This is a genomic window from Lysobacter claricitrinus (genome assembly GCF_045866565.1).
GTDB classification, from domain to species: Bacteria; Pseudomonadota; Gammaproteobacteria; order Xanthomonadales; family Xanthomonadaceae; genus Cognatilysobacter; species Cognatilysobacter claricitrinus.
Genome location: NZ_BAAFZV010000003.1, coordinates 206531 through 225795 on the forward strand (window position 1 = coordinate 206531; position 19265 = coordinate 225795).

Consider the following 19265-nt stretch of genomic DNA (forward strand, 5'->3'; position numbering starts at 1 on the left):
TTGCTCCCAGCGTGCTGGGTTACATCCCGTTCGAAAAGTCCTCGATGTCCTCGCGGCGCACCCATCCTTGAGGGCATGCGTCCGTCGGACGGCCATTAGTCGCGATGCGGCATCGGGTGGCGTCGCCGTTCCATTGGCTCACCTTCCGGTCGCCGTAGGTCGAGCACAGGCGGTTTCCCTGACATGCGGCAACATCTGAGGCCGGGACCATCGCTACGTAGAAATACGAAGGATCTTGTCCCACCGAACCCACGGCCTGAATACAGACGAGCTGTCCTGCGCCTAAGACGGCAGGCGTAGATGCGTCGTTGGGCGGTAATGCGTCCCGCAACTCGGCACCGCCGTCGTTCATCACTCCACCGAAGTACCCGTCCGCCCCGCAATCCGGACGCAGGTCGACGTCGTAGATGTCGCCGTTCTCCGGCTTTCCACCGATGCATGCGAGGTCGCCACCCTTCTGCGTGCACTCCACGCGAATCCGTTTGGCGAACTGCGCCAGCGATTCGACCGGCGCGGCATGCGCTTCGGCGGCGTCGGCGGACGGCCGGTGCGGCGCGGTCGGCGAAGGTGATACCGATTGGATCGGTTGCGCGCCGGACGAGTCAGTCCCCGTGCACGCGGACAGAAGGAGCATCGCGGCGCATACAAGCGCGGGTCGAATCATCGTGACAATCCCTGTCGTTGTGATGGCCAGCTGCTGTCGGGTGGCCGCGTTGAGGTGGCTAGCGTAACCGCGGGGGCGTTGAGTGTGAACAAGCGCGGTCAATAGCCTGGCTGACTTCATCCGCCACTCTCCCAGACGCAACGCCGGCGATTCATCCGGCGACGCAGTCGGTCATTCCGCTGGGAAAGACGTGTCCACGCACTGCCCTCCACGCACGGGCGCGATGAGAGCGGGCAGGGGGCGCGCAGCGTCGTCGAGGCGCGCACACGCGGCAACGGAGAACCGCCCGGCGCCATGTAGGACTTTTCCCCGGGTGGACGAGCGGTGACCTGCGTCCGGGCCGTTCGCCGCGGGCGCGGTGTGCGCCTGCACGATCGACGCTGGAGGGCAGCGGCGCGGGACTCGCCGCGGGCCGGCCCTGCATCGGCGCCAACGCACAACGCCGCGCGGACCACGGCGTGGCGATGGTCCGGCAGAGCGGTCAGGAGGCGGCCCGGCGCCTACCGCATCACGTGCTAGTCGGCGTCGGCGTAGTGCGCGCGCATGCGCCGGTAGTCGCGCCGGTACGCACCGGCCAGGCGCGTCTTTGCAGTAGCGCTCAGCAGCTTGCCCGAGACCTGGAAGAACTTTGTCTCTTCCTCGCGCAGATGGTGGTGCACCTTCTTCGACAGGGCGCGCGCGGTGTTCATCCAGCCGCGATCGAACGGCTGCCCCTTGCGCATCGTCTCGATGAATTCGTCGATCTGGTGGTGTTCGTGCAGCGCATGCCGCGACGAATCCAGGCCGGCATCGTGCTGCAGCATGGCCACGTAGAGCGTGCGTTCTTCGGCGGCTTCGTGGGCGGCCAGTTCGATGCGCAGTTCGCGGAACACCTCGCGTCGGCGCTCGCCGTGCGCCGGCGTGCGCAGCAGCGATCGGCACAGCGAACGCTGGATCTCGTGGCTTTCGCGCAACGCGTCGTAGAGGGTCTCGGGCATCGGGGTCTCCGGGGGTCAGCCGATACGGTAGGCCCCGCGCGTGCACGACATGGGAAGAGGAAGAGCGCCGACCGGATTTCAGTGGAGCCATGGGGCGCGATCACCCCACGGATGTCCGCAACCACAGCGCGCAAAGCGCGTCCGGGACGATTCGCGCCGCGGCGACGGAGGTCGCGCCCCCGTCGCCGCGGTTCCGGACATCGCCTTACATCCCGTATAGACGTTCGCCCATCACCTCGCGCAGCGGGGGCTCGCCCACCTGCGTGACGTTCGCGCGCTTGCCGCCGACGACCCGCTGCGTCGACACACCCACGGTGCCATCGCCACGATCCACGATTGCGCCCGTTTTCGCGTCATACACGCGCGTGACCAGACTCGCACCTTCGGGAACGCCATTGCGGCGCAGCTCGCTCTTGAGCACCTGCACGCGCAGTGGCTGGTCGCGACGTGCAACGGTGCGCTCGCGCGAAATGAGTCGCGGGCGCTCATTGGGTGCGGCCAGCCACGTCGCGACGATCACTTCGCGCTCGTCGACGATCCACAGGCGCCAGTCGTCCCACAGCGGGATGACCACGATGTCGCAGTCCAGCCGTGCCGACGCTTCGCCGCGCTTCATGCGCCACAACTCGCGGCCGTGGATGTTGTCCTCGGCGCTGAAGAACAGCATGTCGTCGACCTGCACGCCGCGCGACGGGAATGAGCCCGGATTCGGCGTGCCGTCGGCGGGCATGATGTCGCGCACCAGCGCGGTCTGGCTGCCGTTGAAGATGTAGGGCTCGGCGTTCTGCCAGTCGTCGTGGAAGCCACTGAAAAACAGCGAGCCGACTGCGGTATACGGGCTGATGCCACTCACGCCCCACGGCAACGCGGCCGGTCCGCTCGGCAAAAGCACGAGGTTGCTGCCGTCGAAGCGGTGCAGGCCCTGCGCCGCGGTGAAGTACAGCTTGCCGTTGAAGACGGTGAAATCACCGGGCTGGCTGAAGGAAAACGCATGGGCGGGAAGCGTGGCGACCTTGGCAGGCGCGCCGATGCCGGTGTATTTCCACAGCTCGTCGCTTTCGAACGGTGGATCGGCGGGCACGACGCTGCCGAAATAGATCGCGTCGCCGTACACGCCAAGGTCGAACCCGTAACTGGTGGTGTTGCCGGCGGGCGCAAGTTGCTTGACCAGCTTCATCGCCGTGCCATCGAACGCCCACAGGCGATACTCCGCGCCGACCGCCTTGACGAAATACAGCCGGTCCTTGAACACCACGAACGGGTGGGCGGTGAGGCTGCTGGTTTCAAACGCGCCGGCCACGGCGTTGGCGGCGCCGACCAATTGCGTGGTGGTGCCGTTGTAGCGCCACAACTTGCCCGCGCCGTCGACGTAACGCACGAAATACAGGTTGCCCGCGTAGACGGTAAGCGCCGCGATCTCGACCTTCTGCCCACCCGCCGCCGGATCGGGCAGCATCGCGATCGCACTGCCGTTGCTCATGTACAGGTTGTCGCGATCGGCGCTGCTGCGCGCGGCGAAGAACAGCGCGCCGTTGTATCGCGCGAAGGCATGGGGTTGCGACCCGGTCGCACCGGGCGCGATGTCGCCGACCATCGTCGGTGAGCCGTTGCCGACGCGCCATAACTCCGAGCCATGAGTGCCGTCGTCGGCCTGGAAATAGAGCGTGTCGTTGAACTCGGCCATCAGTTCGTTGGTGGACGAGAAGCCGAAGATCGGGTGGGTGGACCCCGGTGCGCCCGGGTTGAGATCGGCCACCATCTCGGTGCTGCCGGTCCACGTGGCGGACTTGCGGCAGTTGCGCATGGTGTACGCCTGCGCCGGAGCGGCAAGCAGCAGGCTCGCAACGAACAGCGAGAGTGTGGTCGCGTGCAGGAATGGGTGCATCGATGACGGGCGCATGGGGGAGTCTCGTCGTGCCGCCGCGAAGTGCGGCCCGGCAAGGTTCCGCGCGTTTCACGGGTCCGGGCGTGGGCATATCCGCCGTCACGGCGTAGGACTTTTCCGCAACTGATGAGCGGGGTCGGGGAGATGGGGAATAGGGGGTGGGTTCCATCGCCGCGGCGGCGTGTCTTCGAAAATCGCCCGCGGCCGACGCGGCCACACTCCGTTGCCGTTCGACGGGCGTGAAAAGGGGTCAGGTTCCATTTCCCGGATGGGCTTGGATGCCAACCCCGATCACCTGATTCGATGTTCACGCATCGAACATCAACCTGCGGACAGCGCATTCGACAGCGGGTCGCCGCACGATGACCGCAGACTGCACCGCCTCGCCAACAGGCACGCCCTCGCGCCTACCGTGGATGGCCGTCGCGCTTGCGTCGATCGTTGCATGCGCGACGGTGGCGCCTCCACCAGCGGCCCCGCCGGCGGCGGTGGTCGAAGTGCCGACCAGGCCATCGGAGTTCACGATCCCGGCCGGAGAGTTGGAGACGTGGAACGCGATCGGCCAGCTTCTCGTGCGCATGGACGGTGTCACGTATCAAGGCCGGTCGCAGAAGCTCGGTCTGTACGCCGTGGACTACGAAGGCGAGTCGTTCCTGATCCTCACGCGGGGGCTCGTGGCCAGCGCGGAGATACGCACGCTCACCACGGAGGTGCGCGTCGCGCTGCAGGACGGATCCACCGACCGAAGCGCCGCGGCGACCGAACTGCTCGCGGACCTGCAGGCACGGCTGCCCGCTGAACTCATCCGGATTGCGGCGTTGCCGAAACCGGAGCCTGCGAAGGCGAAGGCAGTCGGCAAGAGCGCTCGGCATTAGAAGGCCCCGGGGCGCTTGGTGTTCCATGCTCGAGAAGCAGTCGTCCACGGAAAAAAGCGGACGGGGAAGGCAAGAAGGTGCGATCGGGCAGATGGCAGGTTCGATTTCGGAATCGTGCGGATCGGTACGCTTCGGCTAGCGTGACCGTCGATCGCCGGCGGCATCCGATTGCCCTGTAGACAAAGCATGTTTACGCTGACCCGACGCATGGGAACACGGACCGTTCCACGCCGGCCGACCGTGCGCACTAAAGGAGCTCGTGCATGTCCCCCCGTTTGATGATCGTGCTGTCTGCCATGTTGCTCGCGGGATGCGATCGCCCCGCGCCGGCCGCGAATAGCGCGCCAACGCCACCGCCCGCGGCAGCGCCCGTCGCCGCCAGTTCGCCCGATAACAAGTTGCCGCCGGCCTTCCCGCCCGACTCCTGCACGTTGGATGGCTACAAGTCCTTCTTCGAAGCGTTCGTGCGCACGCCCACTGCCCGTGAAGCGTTGACGGCTATCGAGGCGAAAAACGCCGCCTTCGACGTCGACCTTCGCGACTACAGCTGGGTGCAGGCATCCCAGCCGGACATCTCGCTCGATATCGACGAGACGCGATCGGGCTCGACGTTCATTGTGACCGCGCGCCCGGTGGAGCGTGACGAAAATGACGAAGTAACCCGCGTGCTGGGCCCGGCCCGCACGTATCGATTCGTTTTCAGCGGATCGTGCTGGCGCTTCGCGGGCGGCAACTGACGTACAACCGAATTAGTCCTGACAGGGAAGGGCCAATGACTCGCTATCGGATCAGCGAAAGTGCGGAACACGGCGTCGAACGGGTCCACGCGTACCGGGACCTCGAAATCCACCACCCGAGCCAGCACGGTCACCAGCCGGGTCGCTCGTACGCCACGGTGGACGGGCACCGCGAAGAGGTGCTGAAGGCGCGCACGTCGGACGGGCACCTGATGGTGTCCAAGGATTTCGTTCTCACGGACGAGCAGGGCCGGCGCAACATACCCGTGCCGTCGCCGGCCGCCGGTTATGTCGGAAAGGTGGACGCGCGTAACGGGCTCGTGTGCATCTTCGACCACAAGGGCGGCGAGCTCATCGCGCAGATACGGCATATGGATCTGGCGGGATCCGGGCTGCACGAAGGGCAGACCGTGGCCTACGGCCAGCCGCTGGGAACGCAGGGCGGCTACGGACATGGCAAATCCGACGCCTATGCAGTGCATACGCATATCGACTTCAACACGTCGCGCCTTGACGACTTCAAGCGCTACTTCACCGACATCGACCGCGGTGCGATCGAAATCGGCCGCATGCCTGCGCACCGCGCCGAGTCGTCGACACTGCGACCGGCTACTGCAGGCACGCATCACGGAGGTGCGCCATCGCACGCGGCGATCGGCCTTGCGCAGCGTACGTTGAACCATCTCGGCTACACCGGTGCCGACGGACGACCGCTCGCAGTGGACGGTGTCCTCGGCCCCAATTCGCGCCACGCCATCGAACAGTTCCAGCGCGATCACCACCTGCCGCGGTCCGGAGGACTCGACGACGCCACGGCGGCCCGCGTCACTGTCGAAGGACGCACGATGGCGAGCGACCAGCACCCGGCTCACGGCCTGTACCGGCAGTCGCTCGATGCGGTGATCGACTTGAACCGTCGCCACGGCGTTCCCGATGGCACCCACACCACGCGACTCGCCGCAGCCATCGCCGCCGACGCGTTGCAGCACCACATGTGCCGTATCGACCGCGTCGAACTCAGCGAAGACCGTCGATTCGCGCGCGGCGTGGAAGTCAGTGCGACGCGCGACGAGTCCGCACTCAATCGCACGACCGGAGCGATCGACGTCACGCGCGCGGTACAGTTGCCGCTCGCCACCAGCAGTGACGTGGCGTTGAATGCGCACCAGTCGAACGCAGCGCGACATACGCACGCCGAGCCCGCCATCACACGAGCGTCATTGCCGTAATCGACATGCCATGCGCCTCGCGCGCGGCCCGGTAGAAATTCACCCCGCGTGCACTAAAAACCCCTGCCGTTCCGCAACGAGACAGGCGCGCTGCGTTACTCCTGCTTGCGTCACCACCGAAGCAGGAGGTCGCAATGTCCACCGACGGCAAGACACCATTCGATCACGTCAACGACACCCTGACGCAGCTCAAGGAGATGCGTCATTACTCGAAGAACAACGTCGAGCGGCTCACCACGCAGTGGCTGCTGTTCGATAGCGAGCTCAAGAAGCTCAAGCACGCCGATCACATCGAGGACCTGATGGTCCGCGCCGGCGAGCTGCACGAGGCGATGGAGGCGGAGATCGCCGAGCTCGAGGAACTCGCGGTATCGCTGAAGCCCGTCACTGACGACGCCGAGGGCGCCAACGGCACCATCCACTGACGCAGGCTGCTGCATGTCACACAAAAGGCGCCGGCAACGGCGCCTTTTGCTTGCCCGCCGCGGCGTTTCGCCCCCGGTCCATGGCCCGCGGCCGCCCGCACCGGATGTTCAGGCCGGCCGCGAACCGTGCGCGTCATCGCTGACCGCCGCGTGGTCCGCACCGCAAGATCGGCTGGAAAGGCCGCCGGGGGGAGGGCCGACGCCAGCGCATTGACGGCGCCGGTACGGTGCTTGCTTACTCTCCGCTAGACCGGTGCCGTAACGGAGGAGCGGATGGAGGTGGGGCGATTGCGCCGCGTGCCGGAGCCGGCCAGCGACGGGTTCACGCTCGTCGAGCTGGTGCTGGCGGTTGCGGTGCTCGTGATCCTGGCGACGATTGCCAATGCCGCGTACAGCGGGGTGATCGAGCGCGCGCGCGTCACGCACGCCATGAGCGATATCGCCGAGTTCCAGATGCGGATCGAGCGCTACCGCAGCGCCAACGGCGACTACCCCGACGAGCTGGACGCCGTGAATCGCGACGGTCGCGTCGACCCATGGGGCAATCCGTATTACTACACGCTGCTGGAAGGCGTTAAGGGCCACGGCACGGCGCGCAAGGACCACAAGTTGAACCCGCTCAATTCCGACTACGACCTGTTCAGCGCCGGGCGCGACGGCGTGTTCAAGACGCAGATCACGCAGAAGGACAGCCTCGACGACGTCATCCGCGCGCGCACCGGGAGCTACATCGGCCTGGCCGAGGATTACTGACCGCCGATGCCCGACCGGTCGGAATTCCGCATCGAAGGCACGTGGCTGCGCAGCCGGCTGGCGCGGCGCATCTTCCTGATGTTCTGCGCAATGGCGTTCGTGCCGGCGGCGCTGGTGTTCGGGCTGACGTGGCGCCAGGCCGACCGCGCCATGGAGGCTTCCGAACAACGCAGCGCGCGCGCCGAGACGCGCTTCGTTGCGTTCACCATGCTCAGCCGTCTGCAGAGCGCCGAGGCACTGCTCTCGCGCATCGCGGAGTCGAATGCGACAGCCGTGTCCGGCGGTTCGGGCGTGTTCGATGCCGTCGTGCACCGGCCGCTGGACAGCAGCGTCGCCGCATCGGCGCTACCGCGGCTGCGCATTTCCGCGGCCGGCGAATCGCACGACATGCGGGTCGTCCTGCTGACAACGCGGCGCCAGCCGGACGGCGCCGCATCCGTCTACGCCGGCGTGCTGTCGCCGCACTACCTCTGGCATCCGGACGACGATGTCGTGGACGGCACGCGGGTGTGTGTACGTTCCGGCACGCACAAGCTCGGTTGCGAAGGCAGCGTTGCGCAGGGTGTACGCCTGGTACACGACGCGTGGGACCTCGATCTGCGCACCGAATTCGACGCCGCCGCATGGCGCTTCGACCTCGAGCGTGGGCCGGCATCGGCGCGCGGTCCGCAAGTGCAATGGTTCGCGCTGCTCGCCGCCGGCGTGTTGCTGATGGCGATGCTGATGAGCTTGGTGCAGATCCGCCGCACCCTGGTGCCACTGGAGCGGCTGATGGATCGCATCCGCACCTTCTCCGGCTCGCGCGCCAAGGCGACATCGCAGCGCGCACCCGACGAACTCGCCGCCCTGTCGTCGACGTTCGACGACATGCAGCAGCGCATCGGCGGGCAACTCGCGCGCTTGCGGGGCTTGTCGTCAGTCGATGCCGGGATCGTGTCGCGCGACTCGCTCGATGCCATCCTCGGGCGCGTCGCGTCGCAGTTGCGCGCATTGCCGGGCATCGCCGACGCCGCGATCGCCATCGAGCTCACCGTCAACGGTGCGCGCGAGGTGCATCCAGCCGACGCAGCGCGCGGCGCACTCGACTGCGACGCCGCATTGCGTCTGCTCGATTCGACGACAGGCGATTCCGTCGACGGCCACTGGCTGCGTATTCCGGATGCAGATCGCGCGACCAGCGTCGGCGCGCCTTCGTATCGGCTGTCGATCGGCCAGCAGAACGAGCCACAGGCATGGGTGCTGCTCGTCGCGCAGCACGCGACACAGCTCGATCAGGAAACACTCGACGCCGCGCGCCAGTTGGCTGATCGCGTCGCCATCGCGCTCGCCTTGGACGCGCGCGAACGTCGGCTGGTGCACCAGTCGCGTCACGATGAATTGACCGGCCTGCCGAACCGGCGCGCCGCGATCGAAGCGCTGGATGCGGCGATCGCCACGTCGACGGGATCGTTCGCCGTCGTCTTCATGGATCTCGACCGGTTCAAGTCCGTCAACGACGGGCTGGGCCACGCGCTCGGTGACGGCCTGCTGGTGGAAGTCGCCGGGCGTCTGCGCGGCGCATTGCCCCTGAACGACGTCGTCGCGCGATTCGGTGGCGACGAATTCGTCTTGCTGCTGCACGACGTTGCGCGCCCGGACGAGCTCGACGTCATCCGCGCACGCATCGACGACGCGCTCGCCGTGCCGCTGGTGATCGACGGCCACGTCATGGCGATCCGCTACAGCGCCGGCTTCGCATTCCATCCTGCCGATGGCACGAGTGCGCATGACCTCGTGCGCAAGGCCGACGTGGCGATGTACCAGGCCAAGCAGGACGGCGGCGGACGTTTCGCGGCGTACTCGCCGGGGATGAATGAAGCGGCGCGCGATGAAGTCGAACTCGTCGCCGCGATGCGCGGGGCGCTGGCCGCCAACGCGCTGGACGTCCACTACCAGCCCCGCATCGATGCGCGCTCCGGCGCGTGGGCGGGTATGGAGGCGCTGGTGCGGTGGCACCACCCGGCCCGCGGCTGGATTCCACCATCGCGATTCGTGCCATTGGCGGAGCGACACGGGCTGATCGATGCGCTGGGCGCGTTCGTGACGCGCGCGACGTGCACGAACATCGTCTCGTGGCGCGCGTTGGGGCTCGAGCCGGGACGCGTGGCGATCAATGTGTCGAGCGAACAGCTGCGCACGGGCGCGTTGATCGACGACATCGGGCGCGTGCTGCTCGACACCGGCGCGCAATGGTCGGACCTGGAAATCGAGATCACCGAATCGCTGCTCATCAGCGACGCCGAAACCAGCGCACGCCAGCTGCAGACGTTGCGTGACCTCGGTACGTCGGTCGCCATCGACGATTTCGGCACCGGTTACAGCTCGCTCGCCTACGTCGCGCGACTGCCGCTGGACACGATCAAGATCGACCGGTCGTTTGTGGTCGCGCTGGACCAGCCGGCGACAGCGTCGGTGGTGAAGTCGATCCTCGCGCTGGCGTCGACGCTCGGCAAGGACGTGATCACCGAAGGCGTTGAAACCGAATCGCAACTGAGTCTGCTGCGGTCCTGGGGCTGCGACGTGTTCCAGGGCTATCTGTTCCATCGGCCGATGCCGGCGATCGACATTCAGCGGCTGCTCGAAGCCGCGTCTGTCGCCTGAGCCGGTTCACCCGCGGCGTCGGTCGACAGGCGGGGCCTGCGGCGGCGTCACCGGGTGCAAGCCCCCTTCATCGTCCGCAGTCACGCCTTCGTCGATGTTTACGTCGGCGGATGCCACGCACCGGCCGGCAGTGCGCAACTCGAATGTTGCGGCGTCGAACGGGGAGGCTGCGGAATTGACGCGACATCCGGTGTGCCGCGACCGTCAGGAATCCAATCATGAGCACCTCAAACCCCGTTCCGATCCGCATCGACTTCGTCTCCGACGTCGTCTGCCCGTGGTGCGCGATCGGACTCGCGGCGCTCGAGCAGGCGATTGCGCGGGTCGGTGACGACGTCGACATCGATCTGCACGTGCAGCCCTTCGAATTGAATCCGGACATGGCGCCGGAGGGCGAGGACATCGGCGAGCACCTGCGTCGCAAGTACGGGATGTCCGACGCGCAGCTGGAGCAGAATCGCGAGGCCATCCGCGAGCGCGGCGCCGCGTTGGGTTTCACGTTTACCACCGGCGCTCGAACGCGTACGTACAACACGTTCGACGCGCATCGCCTGCTGCACTGGGCGGCGACCGAAGGCCTGCAGCTGCCCCTGAAGCACGCCCTGCTGCGTGCCTATTTCACCGACGGCGAGGATGTAAGCGACGCCGCCACGCTCGTGCGCATCGCCAGCGAAGTCGGCCTGCCCGCCGAGCGCGCGGCTGAGATCCTGGCGTCCGATGAATACGTCGACGACGTTCGCGCGGACGAACAGACCTTCCTGCGCGCGGGCATCCACTCGGTGCCGGCGCTCATGTTCGACCGTGAATACCTGGTGTCCGGTGGCCAGCCCGTCGACGTGTTCGAGGGCGTTCTGCGACAGATCGCGGGGAAGCGGCGCGAGTGACGGCAGGTTTTCGTTGGCGGTATCGACGCCGCTGCAGGCGCTTGGCGTCGCTGCCACGGTGCAGCCGCCAACCGCGACTAGAATGGCCGGAGCCCCGTCGCCGTTGCAGCGCGTGGGGTTAATTCAACTGGACCTGGGGAGGTCATCCGTGCGTCGCATGTCTTTGGTGGTTCTGCTTGCTGGCGCTGTGGCGTCACCGTGTTTCGCCCAGTCGCGCCCGATGACGCCCGACGAGAAGGACTTCCTGACCTATCTCCAGAGCGTCAGCGCGCCGGTGATGCACGAGGTGTGCGCGCCGCTGTACACGTCGATCGCCGGGACGCACGAGAAGATCGACGCCTGGGCGCAACAGAATGCCGACGCGATCGCGCACGGTCGCGAAGTGCAGACGGCGCGCCTGCAGAGCGGCGAGACGATCGACACGTACGAGGCCGGCGTTCGCAAGCATCTCAAGGCGATGATGGTCGCGGCACCGATGGACAAGATGTCGAGCCAGTGCGTCATGTTCATGCTGATGGCGACGCCGAGGAAGGTCGACGCGGCGAGCCCGGCACCCGCAGCTGCGGCACCCGCCGCGTCGCCGCAGTCGTGATCGTGTCGGCGTAACGGAAACGTACATGGCGCGCACTCGCAATCCGCTGCAGGACCAGTTGCTCAAGGCCGGCCTGGTCAAGAAATCCCAGGTCGACCAGGCGGCGCGCGAGCAGGCCAGGCAGCGGCAGGGCAAGGCGCCGCCGTCGCCGAACACGCAACAGGTCGAAGCGGAACGCGCACGCGCCGAACGCGTGGAGCGCGATCGCGCGCTTGCGGCCGAGCGCAATGCGCAGGCGCGTGCACACGAGCAGCGCGCGCAGGCGCGGCAGATCATCGATACGCAGCGTGTGCTGGCGAAAGGCGACATCGACTATCGCTTCGCCGACGGCGACGCCATCCGCTCGGTGCTGGTCGACGCGGCGTCGCGCGCGCAACTCGCCAGCGGCGCGCTGGTGATCGCGCGCCTGGATGACGGCTACGCCCTCCTGCCCCGTACTGCAGCGGAAAAGGTGAATGCGCGAGACTCGTCGATGATCGTGCTCGACCATGCCGCGGCGTCCGCGTCCGCGAGCGCGACGCCGGCCTCCGACGATGACGCGTACTACGCGCAGTTCGAGGTGCCGGACGATCTGATCTGGTAGTCGGGATTGCCAGCCCGCCGCACCATCGGCAGCGGTCTCGGCATTCGAATCTCAGCGTGTCGGGCGCGTAGTCACCGTGACAACGTCGGCGGCGACATCGGCGTCGGCGATCGGCTCGCGACCGGCAACATGGCGCGTGTAGAGGATGTCCCAGTCCTCGCCCGGCACGATCGACCGCAGGGCCGCGCGGATGTCCTGCCATGCGTACGCCCGCGTGCCGTGGTCGGTGGACCGCCATAGCGTCGAAAAGACGTCGTCGAGCGCGTGCTTTCCACCCGTGGCACGCCGGATCCGTGCATCCCAGTCCAGTGCCACGAGCGCGCCGCCGCTGTAGAGCGGCGGGCCCTTGTGTGTTCCCGGCGCGTCCAGCGGGGTTTGCAGGCGCCGGGCGGCGTCCACGTGCGCGGCGACTTTCGCGCGGAACTGCGCGTCGGTCAGCAGATGGGCATCGAACAGCGTGGTGTTCGCGGTGTAGTCGGTGAAGCCTTCCTGGAACCACTGTGTCGCCGCGTAGTCGCTGCCACGCAGCCGCCAGCCGTTCCAGTAATGGAAGAGTTCGTGCGCGATCGTGTTCTGCCAGACCGCACGCGTTGCGATGTCGCCTGGCGTCGTCGTGTTCAACGCGAAGCTTGCGCGGAACGATTCACCGCCGGTGTCGGCCTGCGGTAGCAGCACGACAAGATAGTCCTGCACGTGCGGTGTCGGCATCGACGCGATGTAGCGTGGCAGCGCCGCGCGTATGACGTGCGACACGTCGGCGCGTCTCGCGCGCCACGCACCGAATGCCAGCGTGCTTACGCGGAAGCCGCCGGCGGCCTGCGTGTCCGGTTGCATGCGGGTGATCGCGAACAGGTTGTCCACCAGGTCATCTGCCGACTCCGCGCGAAATCGCGACGTTCCGCCATCGCGATTCCACGGCGTTACCGCGCGCCAGCCGCGAGGTACCGCGAACGCGACGCGTGCGGCCTGCATCGCCTGCGTCGTGATGAACAGCGAGCGCCCGGTTGCGACGAACGTGTCGGCGTCGGCGAACGCGGACTCGCGCGGCGCCGGCCAGTGCTGCGCGGCAAGCACCGCGTAGTCGACGTCGTATTCGACGCGCAACGGGCCAGTGCAGCCCGCTTCGAGGCGCCAGCCATCGCTCCCGGCCGATGTCGCCGTGCAGGCACTGCCGCGCGAACCGGTCACGCGAAGCGCGGAGACCAGCGAGGGCCAACTTCCGGTCGCGACCGGTTCCGCATCGGCCGGCCACGACTGCGCCATGCGCAGCCGGTCGTCGCGAAGCGGCAGGTCGGCGGTGACGTGCAGTCGCATCGGCGAGGTGTGGACGACGCGGACCGAATAGCGGGCGTCGGCGTTGGTTGCCGTCCCATCACTGCCGTGCGCAGCGGTCGCAATCGACGCCAGAACGATCAACGCAAGCGGGGAACGTACGCGCATCGCCAACTCCCGAGGGCCGACGTCAGCATGCATCAATCGCGGCCGCGGCGAGAGCGCCGTGCCGCGTTTCCGGTGCACGGGCGCATCGGGCCGCGCCCAGCTCCGGACGAGCGCACGGCCACGGCGGCCGGCGTGACCTAGAATGCCCGCCCGTCTCCACCCGGCCTCGCAGCCAGGATTTCCATGGCACCCAAGGCCACCGTCGTCAAAGCCGAGTTGCAGGTCAGCGACATGGACCGGCACTACTACGCGTCGCACAACCTCACGCTGGCGAAGCACCCGTCGGAGACCGAAGAGCGGTTGATGGTGCGGCTGCTGGCGTTCGCGCTGTATGCCGACGAGCGCCTGGAGTTCGGTCGCGGCCTGAGCGACGAGGACGAGCCGGCGCTATGGCGTCGCGATTACACGGGCGAGATCGAGCAGTGGATCGAACTCGGCCAGCCCGACGAGTCGCGCATCCGCAAGGCCAGCGGCCGTGCGCAGCAGGTGGTCGTCGTGAACTACGGCGGACGCGCGGCCGACGTGTGGTGGACCAAGAACGCGCCGACGCTGACGCGGCTGAAGAACCTCACGGTGATCGACATCGACACCGACGGCGTTGAAGCGATCACCGCGCTGTTCGACCGCGGCATGCGCGTTACCGCGATGATCCAGGACGGCGAACTGCAGCTGATGGACACCACGCGAACCGTCGCGTTGCGTCCGACGGTGCGCATGGGGACGCCGCTCGGCGCGAACTGACGTCGCGCGTCGTTCGCGCGCGTCACGGGCCATCGTCAACGCCGCGAATACGCCAGCTGCACCACCAGCGTTTCCTTGCCGCGTCGCGTTTCGAAGTAGCGGACGACGAAGTGCCCGTCGTCCAGTTGCTGCAGTTCTTCGCGCGTCGGTATTCGTTGCCCGTCGTCGGCGGCCATGTCGCCGCTGAGTCGATAGGTGCGCGTGCCTGTGTCGTAGCTGCCGCGCATCACGATGACCTCGGTCAGGTTGAGGTCCATCCATGTCGAGATGTACCGCCGCGTGGCCGGGTCGTAGCCGATGTAGCCGAGCGCCTGGAACGGCACGCGCGAGCCGACGCGCAGGTCCTGTTGCAGCTGTCGACCGCCCAGCACCATCGCGAACATGGCCGTGCCGGTGTCGACCTGCGGTGGTCCGGGCTGCAACCACAGTTCCTGCTTCACGCTCCAGAGCCCGGTCAGCTCGGCCAGTCGTTGGCCCGCGGTCGTGTCGGTGTGCGGGCGCGAGGGAAGTGCGCTGTCGGCGCTGCGTGCGGTGGTGCCGGTCGTCGCCAGCAGCAGCGCTAGAATCACTGCGTATCCGTTGTTCATCGATCGTGGTCCCCGTCGAATGACTGGCGGTCATGCTTGACCGCTGACTGCCGCGCGGCGCGCACGTTCGGCTGGTCGCGGGCACGAAAGGATGACTTGTGGGACTTCTTCGTCTGGCCGGCCGGATCGAACCTGTCGCCATGAGCGATACCGGCAGGCCTGCGTGTTACCCGGCTCCTGCGGTCGGTGCGACGTTGCCGTCGCTCGACGTGCTCGCCTCGCCCGTGCCGGTCGGACGTTTCGATTCGCCGGTCGACCACCGACATGTGCTCTGCCTGCACGTGGGCGAGCCGGTGCCCGTGACGTATCGCGTGGGCGGGCACGAGCGTCGTGGGACGCGCCTGCACGGGCAGTTCTGCGTGGTGCCCGCCGGTTCGAGCACGCGGTGGGCACTGTCGAAGCCGGCGACATCGCTGCTGCTGCGGCTGGCGCCGTCCGTGATGCGCGACGCAGCGAAGTCCATTGATCGTGCGGGCGGCGAGCTCGCGCCTGCGATCCATATCCGTGATCCGCAGATCGAACGCATCGGCTGGATGATGCAGGCCGAAAGCGACAGCGGGTATCCGGCAGGACGCTTGTTCGCTGACGGTCTTGCATGGGCGCTTGCGGCGCGCCTGCTCGCGTTGCAATCGCGTGCACCACTCGACGCCGCGACCACCTCGCGTGCGTTGCCCGCGTGGCGGCTGCGACGCGTCGTCGACTACATCGAAGCGCACCTGGACGAGGATCTTTCACTGGCCGAGCTTGCCGGCGTCGCCGGTTACGCCGTTTCGCATTTCAAACCGCTGTTCAAGAACGCGACGGGCATGACCGCGCATCGCTTCGTGATGGAGCGCCGCGTCGAGCGCGCGCGGTTACACCTGGTCGAAGGCGGCATGGGTGTCAGTGACGTCGCCGCGCTCACCGGGTTCGCACACGCGAGTCACCTCGCACGGTGCATGCGTCGCGTTTTGGGCGTTACGCCGGGGCAGGTCGCTGCGGTGCGTCGTCGCGGGACGAATTAGCGGGTGCGTTCGCTGTGCGTCGTTCCGGCACAAGTCGGCGGCGGGCCTAAACGCATCGCGGCTCCGAGTACACGCTGGACGTCGAGATGCGAGACGTCGGCGCCACGATGCCGCCGTCGTTGCATAGGCAAGCGATGGAGCATGCTGCCGGCGCGAATCGACACCGTCGCGCGACGGAGACTGTCAGACGCATCAGGGATACCGTTGCCACCGCGCGTTGACCCGAGCAAACAGCAGTTACTCGTCGCGCATCGTTACGACGAGCTTGCCGCGCGCATGCCCGGTGGCCATGGCGGCCATTGCGTCGACCGCGGCATCGCGTGGATACACATGGCCAACCGGCGCCGACAACTCGCCCGCCGAGACGCGGTCGGCGAGCCATGCAAGGTCGTCGACATTCTGTTGGGCGATGAACGTGGTCTGCCGCTCGCCGTGCACGGCATTCGCGGCGACCACTTTCACGACCTGCACCAGGGGCTGCATGCCCGGCGCGTGGAAGCCCGCCGCTATGTGCACGCCGCCGGGTAACAGCAGTCGGCGCATCTCGCGCAGCGGATGGTTGCCGATCAGGTCGACGATCGCGTCGTAACGCTCGACAGTACTAGTGAAATCCGTTGTGCTGTAGTCGACGACCGTCGCTGCACCGAGCGCGCGGACGAAGCCAACATTCTTCGGGCCACATACGCCCGTCACCGTCGCACCCAGCAACGTTGCGATCTGCACGGTGAACGCGCCGACGCCGCCGGATGCGCCATTGACGAGCACCCGCTGACCCGCCTGCACGCCTGCGATGTCGCGCAGTGCCTGCAAAGCGGTCTGCCCGGCCACCGGCAGCGCGGCTGCGTCGACGAACGAAAGCGCGCCGGGTTTCAATGCGAGCCGCATCGCCTTGGCGCACACGAATTCCGACAGGGCGCCGCGCGCGCTGCCGAATACCGCGTCACCCTCCTGCCAGCCGCCCGCGGATTCGCCCACCGCGTCGACGACGCCGGCCAAGTCCACCCCGGGCCCAAGGCGCGGCCGACGCACGCCGGTCATCAGGCGCGACAACGCGCCGCCCGCCATGAAACGCCAGTCCATCGCGTTGATCGACACCGCATGCACGCGGACGCGCAGCTCGTCCGCGGCCGGCGCGGGCAGCGGCCGTTCGACCCATTGCAGCGTCTCGACCCCGCCGTAGGCGAGCTGCCTGAGCGTCTTCATCAGCCGAGTAGACGCCGATGCGGAAGGTTCTCCATGGGCCGGAAGTCGCCCTGGGTAATGGTGTCCTCGACGGGAGCTCCGTTGGCTAGGGCAAAGTCATGCCCCTCGTCCGCCGCTTGATGCCGGGCGTGGCGGTCGGGTGTCCATATTTCTTCACTGCACCGATCCGACGAACGTGTCCAAGTCGACTGCTGCGTTCCATCCGCTGCGGTAGTCTTGGCATTCGCTGGCAAATGGAGACGGGCCGTGCCGACTATGGGTGTGGAAAACGAAGACGCAGTGAAGAGCCTGATTTCCGCGGTCCAAGACGGCGACGCTCATCGTGTTTCGTCGCTGTTCCAATGTTCACAACAGGATGTGGAGCGATGGAACGACGAGTGGCTGAGCTATTTGAGCCGCGAATGGCAATTGCAGCTGACGCCGTATACGGAGCTCCGCGATCACCCGCCTCTGCCGGCCGACCCGCTGGACCTTATCTCGCTGTCGCTGGAGCCGGGCTGGAATCTCGCACTCTATTGTGACGCCGATGCGTTGCAGGGGCGGCACGTCATGGAACTCGGGTGCGGCTGCGGAAATCTCGGAAAGCAGCTCGGACGTTACGTCGCGTCCTATCTGGGCGTGGACTTCAGCACCATGGCGCTGCAGGTCGCGCGGCTGGTGTCGCCGTCAAACTGCACCTACGTTCATGTGGGCGACCATCGGTCGCTCGAGTCGCACGTCGGCACGGTCGACACGGTCGTAGGTCGATACTTTTGGATCCATCAGAACTTCGAACTCGGGCGGCAAAACCTGACGTTTCTCGAGCGTTTCCTGCGACCGGGCGGACGCTTGTACGCGGACTTCTTCTGGCCGGACCCCGAAGCGGAGCACTACGTCGTTCTCTCGCCAACGGATAGCCTGTCGAAGACCTTCCCGTCGGCGATGTTCCGCTACACGCTCGACGACGTTCGAGAATTGATTGAAGGCAGTCGGTTCAGGATCGTGCGACAGGCCGAATGCCGGACCATGGAGCGACGTTACGTGCTTCTGGAGCGTTTCTAGTGTCTCTGACAGCTGCGGAATGCTGGGAAGTTGCCGTTCGCCGAAAAATGGATCTGCCCGCGGGCGCGTCGTTCGATGTGCTCGAAGAGCCCCGCCGCACGTGGGCGTACTACATGCTTGGGGCAGTCGAGCGGGGCCGCGGTGTGATTACGAATCTCCAAGCGCACGGATGGCAGCCAGGTGTTCGCTTTCTCGACGCAGGCTGCGCCTATGGGGGGCACCTCGTCGCTGCGTCACAAGCGGGGGCAAGCCGCGTCGTAGGTGTCGACGTCGATGCGAATTATCTGGCCCTCGCTCGCGAGCTGCTCGCCAGCCACGGCGTTGAAGGACGCCTCGAGGAAGGGAGTATTGACGAGCGTCGTGTACTCGACAGCCTTTGTTCAGACGGGCTTTTCGACGTGATTACGTGCACCGACGTCTTGGAGCACGTCGACGATGCTGCTTCGACATTGGAAGCATTGTCGAGCTGCTTAGCGCCGGGTGGCACGCTATACATCACTGTGCCGAACTTCCGTAATCCGGACTGGGTGAAGGCTGATCCCCACTTTGGGATAGCCGGCATTACGCTTCTGCCGCACGATATCGCGCGTAGTGCGGCGTTCGCAGTGCATCCGTGGCTACCGCGATATAGCGTTGGCGATTACCATCCGCTTGCGTGGTACCGAGAGCGGCTTTCCGAGCTCGGCATGCAGACCTGGCTGCTTAACGCCGGCGCAGGTACTTTGCAGGAGCAGGCGGGCCGGGTGCGCAGGGCTGCGATGGAACTGTGTCGACTCGAACCTGATTCCCGACTACCTGACGCGCTCGCTGAACGCGTCCGGACCTCCGCGGCGGAGTGGGCGAACGAACTCCTATCCAACGTCTCGGCAGAGACGCCGGATCCGCTGCAATTGGATGAATACGCTGTTCAAACGTGGGAACTGCTTGCTGTAAATGGATAGGTGACGTCGCTGCGAAGCGCGTGCATCGACCCATCTTCCACGAATGGCCCATTGCGTCGCGCGC

Annotated in this window: 19 protein-coding genes; 13 read left to right on the plus strand and 6 right to left on the minus strand. The window is 66.7% G+C overall.

Annotated features, from left to right (window positions below):
- Nucleotides 1-19: 19 nt before the first annotated feature.
- From ACKTTN_RS12795 to ACKTTN_RS12805, 3 genes are all read right to left on the minus strand, one after another.
- Nucleotides 20-634, minus strand: a complete 615-nt coding sequence (locus ACKTTN_RS12795; protein ID WP_407910282.1) for a hypothetical protein — start codon at nt 632-634, stop codon at nt 20-22.
- A gap of 545 nt (nt 635-1179) precedes the next feature.
- Nucleotides 1180-1641, minus strand: a complete 462-nt coding sequence (locus ACKTTN_RS12800) for a hemerythrin domain-containing protein (protein WP_407910283.1) — start codon at nt 1639-1641, stop codon at nt 1180-1182.
- Between the two features lie 205 nt (nt 1642-1846).
- On the minus strand, nt 1847-3541 hold the full coding sequence (locus ACKTTN_RS12805) for a hypothetical protein (protein WP_407910284.1): 1695 nt from the start codon (nt 3539-3541) through the stop codon (nt 1847-1849).
- Between the two features lie 401 nt (nt 3542-3942).
- Here ACKTTN_RS12805 and ACKTTN_RS12810 point away from each other — a divergent pair, with 401 nt between their 5' ends.
- The 9 genes from ACKTTN_RS12810 (at nt 3943) to ACKTTN_RS12850 (ending at nt 12244) form a co-directional block, all read left to right on the plus strand.
- A complete protein-coding gene (locus tag ACKTTN_RS12810; RefSeq protein ID WP_407910285.1) occupies nt 3943-4401 on the plus strand; it encodes a hypothetical protein in 459 nt (152 codons plus the stop codon).
- A gap of 263 nt (nt 4402-4664) precedes the next feature.
- A complete protein-coding gene (locus ACKTTN_RS12815; RefSeq protein ID WP_407910286.1) occupies nt 4665-5138 on the plus strand; it encodes a hypothetical protein in 474 nt (157 codons plus the stop codon).
- A 35-nt stretch (nt 5139-5173) separates the two neighbouring features.
- Nucleotides 5174-6367, plus strand: coding sequence for an XVIPCD domain-containing protein (locus ACKTTN_RS12820; protein WP_407910287.1), 1194 nt, complete (start codon nt 5174-5176; stop codon nt 6365-6367).
- 134 nt (nt 6368-6501) lie between these two features.
- Complete coding sequence (locus ACKTTN_RS12825; RefSeq protein ID WP_407910288.1) at nt 6502-6792, plus strand: hypothetical protein; 291 nt, start codon at nt 6502-6504, stop codon at nt 6790-6792.
- A 279-nt stretch (nt 6793-7071) separates the two neighbouring features.
- Nucleotides 7072-7545, plus strand: a complete 474-nt coding sequence (locus ACKTTN_RS12830; protein WP_407910289.1) for a type IV pilin protein — start codon at nt 7072-7074, stop codon at nt 7543-7545.
- 6 nt (nt 7546-7551) lie between these two features.
- Complete coding sequence (locus tag ACKTTN_RS12835) at nt 7552-10185, plus strand: putative bifunctional diguanylate cyclase/phosphodiesterase (protein WP_407910290.1); 2634 nt, start codon at nt 7552-7554, stop codon at nt 10183-10185.
- Between the two features lie 218 nt (nt 10186-10403).
- Nucleotides 10404-11069: a DsbA family oxidoreductase gene (locus ACKTTN_RS12840; RefSeq protein ID WP_407910291.1), complete on the plus strand. Its 666-nt coding sequence runs from the start codon at nt 10404-10406 to the stop codon at nt 11067-11069.
- A 220-nt stretch (nt 11070-11289) separates the two neighbouring features.
- The gene (locus tag ACKTTN_RS12845) at nt 11290-11661 is read left to right on the plus strand and encodes a hypothetical protein (RefSeq protein WP_407910292.1); all 372 of its coding nucleotides are present in this window, start codon (nt 11290-11292) and stop codon (nt 11659-11661) included.
- 25 nt (nt 11662-11686) lie between these two features.
- On the plus strand, nt 11687-12244 hold the full coding sequence (locus ACKTTN_RS12850; RefSeq protein ID WP_407910293.1) for a DUF2058 domain-containing protein: 558 nt from the start codon (nt 11687-11689) through the stop codon (nt 12242-12244).
- A gap of 51 nt (nt 12245-12295) precedes the next feature.
- Here the strand turns inward: ACKTTN_RS12850 and ACKTTN_RS12855 are convergent, their stop codons facing one another.
- Entirely contained in the window at nt 12296-13558 is a 1263-nt protein-coding gene (locus ACKTTN_RS12855; protein WP_407910294.1) for a M61 family metallopeptidase, read from the minus strand.
- A gap of 309 nt (nt 13559-13867) precedes the next feature.
- On the opposite strand from ACKTTN_RS12855, the gene ACKTTN_RS12860 reads away from it, so the two are divergent.
- On the plus strand, nt 13868-14425 hold the full coding sequence (locus ACKTTN_RS12860) for a YaeQ family protein (RefSeq protein ID WP_407910295.1): 558 nt from the start codon (nt 13868-13870) through the stop codon (nt 14423-14425).
- A gap of 35 nt (nt 14426-14460) precedes the next feature.
- Here the strand turns inward: ACKTTN_RS12860 and ACKTTN_RS12865 are convergent, their stop codons facing one another.
- The gene (locus ACKTTN_RS12865; RefSeq protein ID WP_407910296.1) at nt 14461-15012 is read right to left on the minus strand and encodes a DUF1579 family protein; all 552 of its coding nucleotides are present in this window, start codon (nt 15010-15012) and stop codon (nt 14461-14463) included.
- A 140-nt stretch (nt 15013-15152) separates the two neighbouring features.
- Between ACKTTN_RS12865 and ACKTTN_RS12870 the strand changes: the two genes are divergently transcribed.
- The gene (locus ACKTTN_RS12870; protein WP_407910297.1) at nt 15153-16016 is read left to right on the plus strand and encodes a helix-turn-helix domain-containing protein; all 864 of its coding nucleotides are present in this window, start codon (nt 15153-15155) and stop codon (nt 16014-16016) included.
- A gap of 237 nt (nt 16017-16253) precedes the next feature.
- On the opposite strand, the gene ACKTTN_RS12875 is transcribed toward ACKTTN_RS12870, so the two are convergent.
- Nucleotides 16254-17219 carry an NAD(P)-dependent alcohol dehydrogenase gene (locus ACKTTN_RS12875; protein ID WP_407910298.1) on the minus strand — a complete coding sequence of 322 codons (966 nt, stop codon included), beginning with the start codon at nt 17217-17219 and terminating at the stop codon, nt 16254-16256.
- A gap of 279 nt (nt 17220-17498) precedes the next feature.
- Between ACKTTN_RS12875 and ACKTTN_RS12880 the strand changes: the two genes are divergently transcribed.
- Together ACKTTN_RS12880 and ACKTTN_RS12885 are read left to right on the plus strand one after the other, a co-directional pair.
- On the plus strand, nt 17499-18260 hold the full coding sequence (locus tag ACKTTN_RS12880) for a class I SAM-dependent methyltransferase (protein WP_407910299.1): 762 nt from the start codon (nt 17499-17501) through the stop codon (nt 18258-18260).
- Nucleotides 18260-19201 carry a class I SAM-dependent methyltransferase gene (locus ACKTTN_RS12885; protein WP_407910300.1) on the plus strand — a complete coding sequence of 314 codons (942 nt, stop codon included), beginning with the start codon at nt 18260-18262 and terminating at the stop codon, nt 19199-19201. Before ACKTTN_RS12880 ends, ACKTTN_RS12885 begins: the two co-directional genes overlap by 1 nt.
- The last annotated feature ends 64 nt before the right edge of the window (nt 19202-19265 follow it).

Coding starts and splice junctions, on each gene's coding strand:
- ACKTTN_RS12875 (WP_407910298.1), bottom strand. CDS start 17,219: ATGAAGACGCTCAGGCAGCTCGCCTACGGCGGGGTCGAGACGCTGCAA.
- ACKTTN_RS12800 (WP_407910283.1), bottom strand. CDS start 1,641: ATGCCCGAGACCCTCTACGACGCGTTGCGCGAAAGCCACGAGATCCAG.
- ACKTTN_RS12825 (WP_407910288.1), top strand. CDS start 6,502: ATGTCCACCGACGGCAAGACACCATTCGATCACGTCAACGACACCCTG.
- ACKTTN_RS12795 (WP_407910282.1), bottom strand. CDS start 634: ATGCTCCTTCTGTCCGCGTGCACGGGGACTGACTCGTCCGGCGCGCAA.
- ACKTTN_RS12805 (WP_407910284.1), bottom strand. CDS start 3,541: ATGCGCCCGTCATCGATGCACCCATTCCTGCACGCGACCACACTCTCG.
- ACKTTN_RS12820 (WP_407910287.1), top strand. CDS start 5,174: ATGACTCGCTATCGGATCAGCGAAAGTGCGGAACACGGCGTCGAACGG.
- ACKTTN_RS12870 (WP_407910297.1), top strand. CDS start 15,153: ATGAGCGATACCGGCAGGCCTGCGTGTTACCCGGCTCCTGCGGTCGGT.
- ACKTTN_RS12845 (WP_407910292.1), top strand. CDS start 11,290: ATGACGCCCGACGAGAAGGACTTCCTGACCTATCTCCAGAGCGTCAGC.
- ACKTTN_RS12865 (WP_407910296.1), bottom strand. CDS start 15,012: ATGAACAACGGATACGCAGTGATTCTAGCGCTGCTGCTGGCGACGACC.
- ACKTTN_RS12810 (WP_407910285.1), top strand. CDS start 3,943: ATGGCCGTCGCGCTTGCGTCGATCGTTGCATGCGCGACGGTGGCGCCT.
- ACKTTN_RS12840 (WP_407910291.1), top strand. CDS start 10,404: ATGAGCACCTCAAACCCCGTTCCGATCCGCATCGACTTCGTCTCCGAC.
- ACKTTN_RS12835 (WP_407910290.1), top strand. CDS start 7,552: ATGCCCGACCGGTCGGAATTCCGCATCGAAGGCACGTGGCTGCGCAGC.
- ACKTTN_RS12815 (WP_407910286.1), top strand. CDS start 4,665: ATGTCCCCCCGTTTGATGATCGTGCTGTCTGCCATGTTGCTCGCGGGA.
- ACKTTN_RS12850 (WP_407910293.1), top strand. CDS start 11,687: ATGGCGCGCACTCGCAATCCGCTGCAGGACCAGTTGCTCAAGGCCGGC.
- ACKTTN_RS12855 (WP_407910294.1), bottom strand. CDS start 13,558: ATGCGACTGCACGTCACCGCCGACCTGCCGCTTCGCGACGACCGGCTG.
- ACKTTN_RS12860 (WP_407910295.1), top strand. CDS start 13,868: ATGGCACCCAAGGCCACCGTCGTCAAAGCCGAGTTGCAGGTCAGCGAC.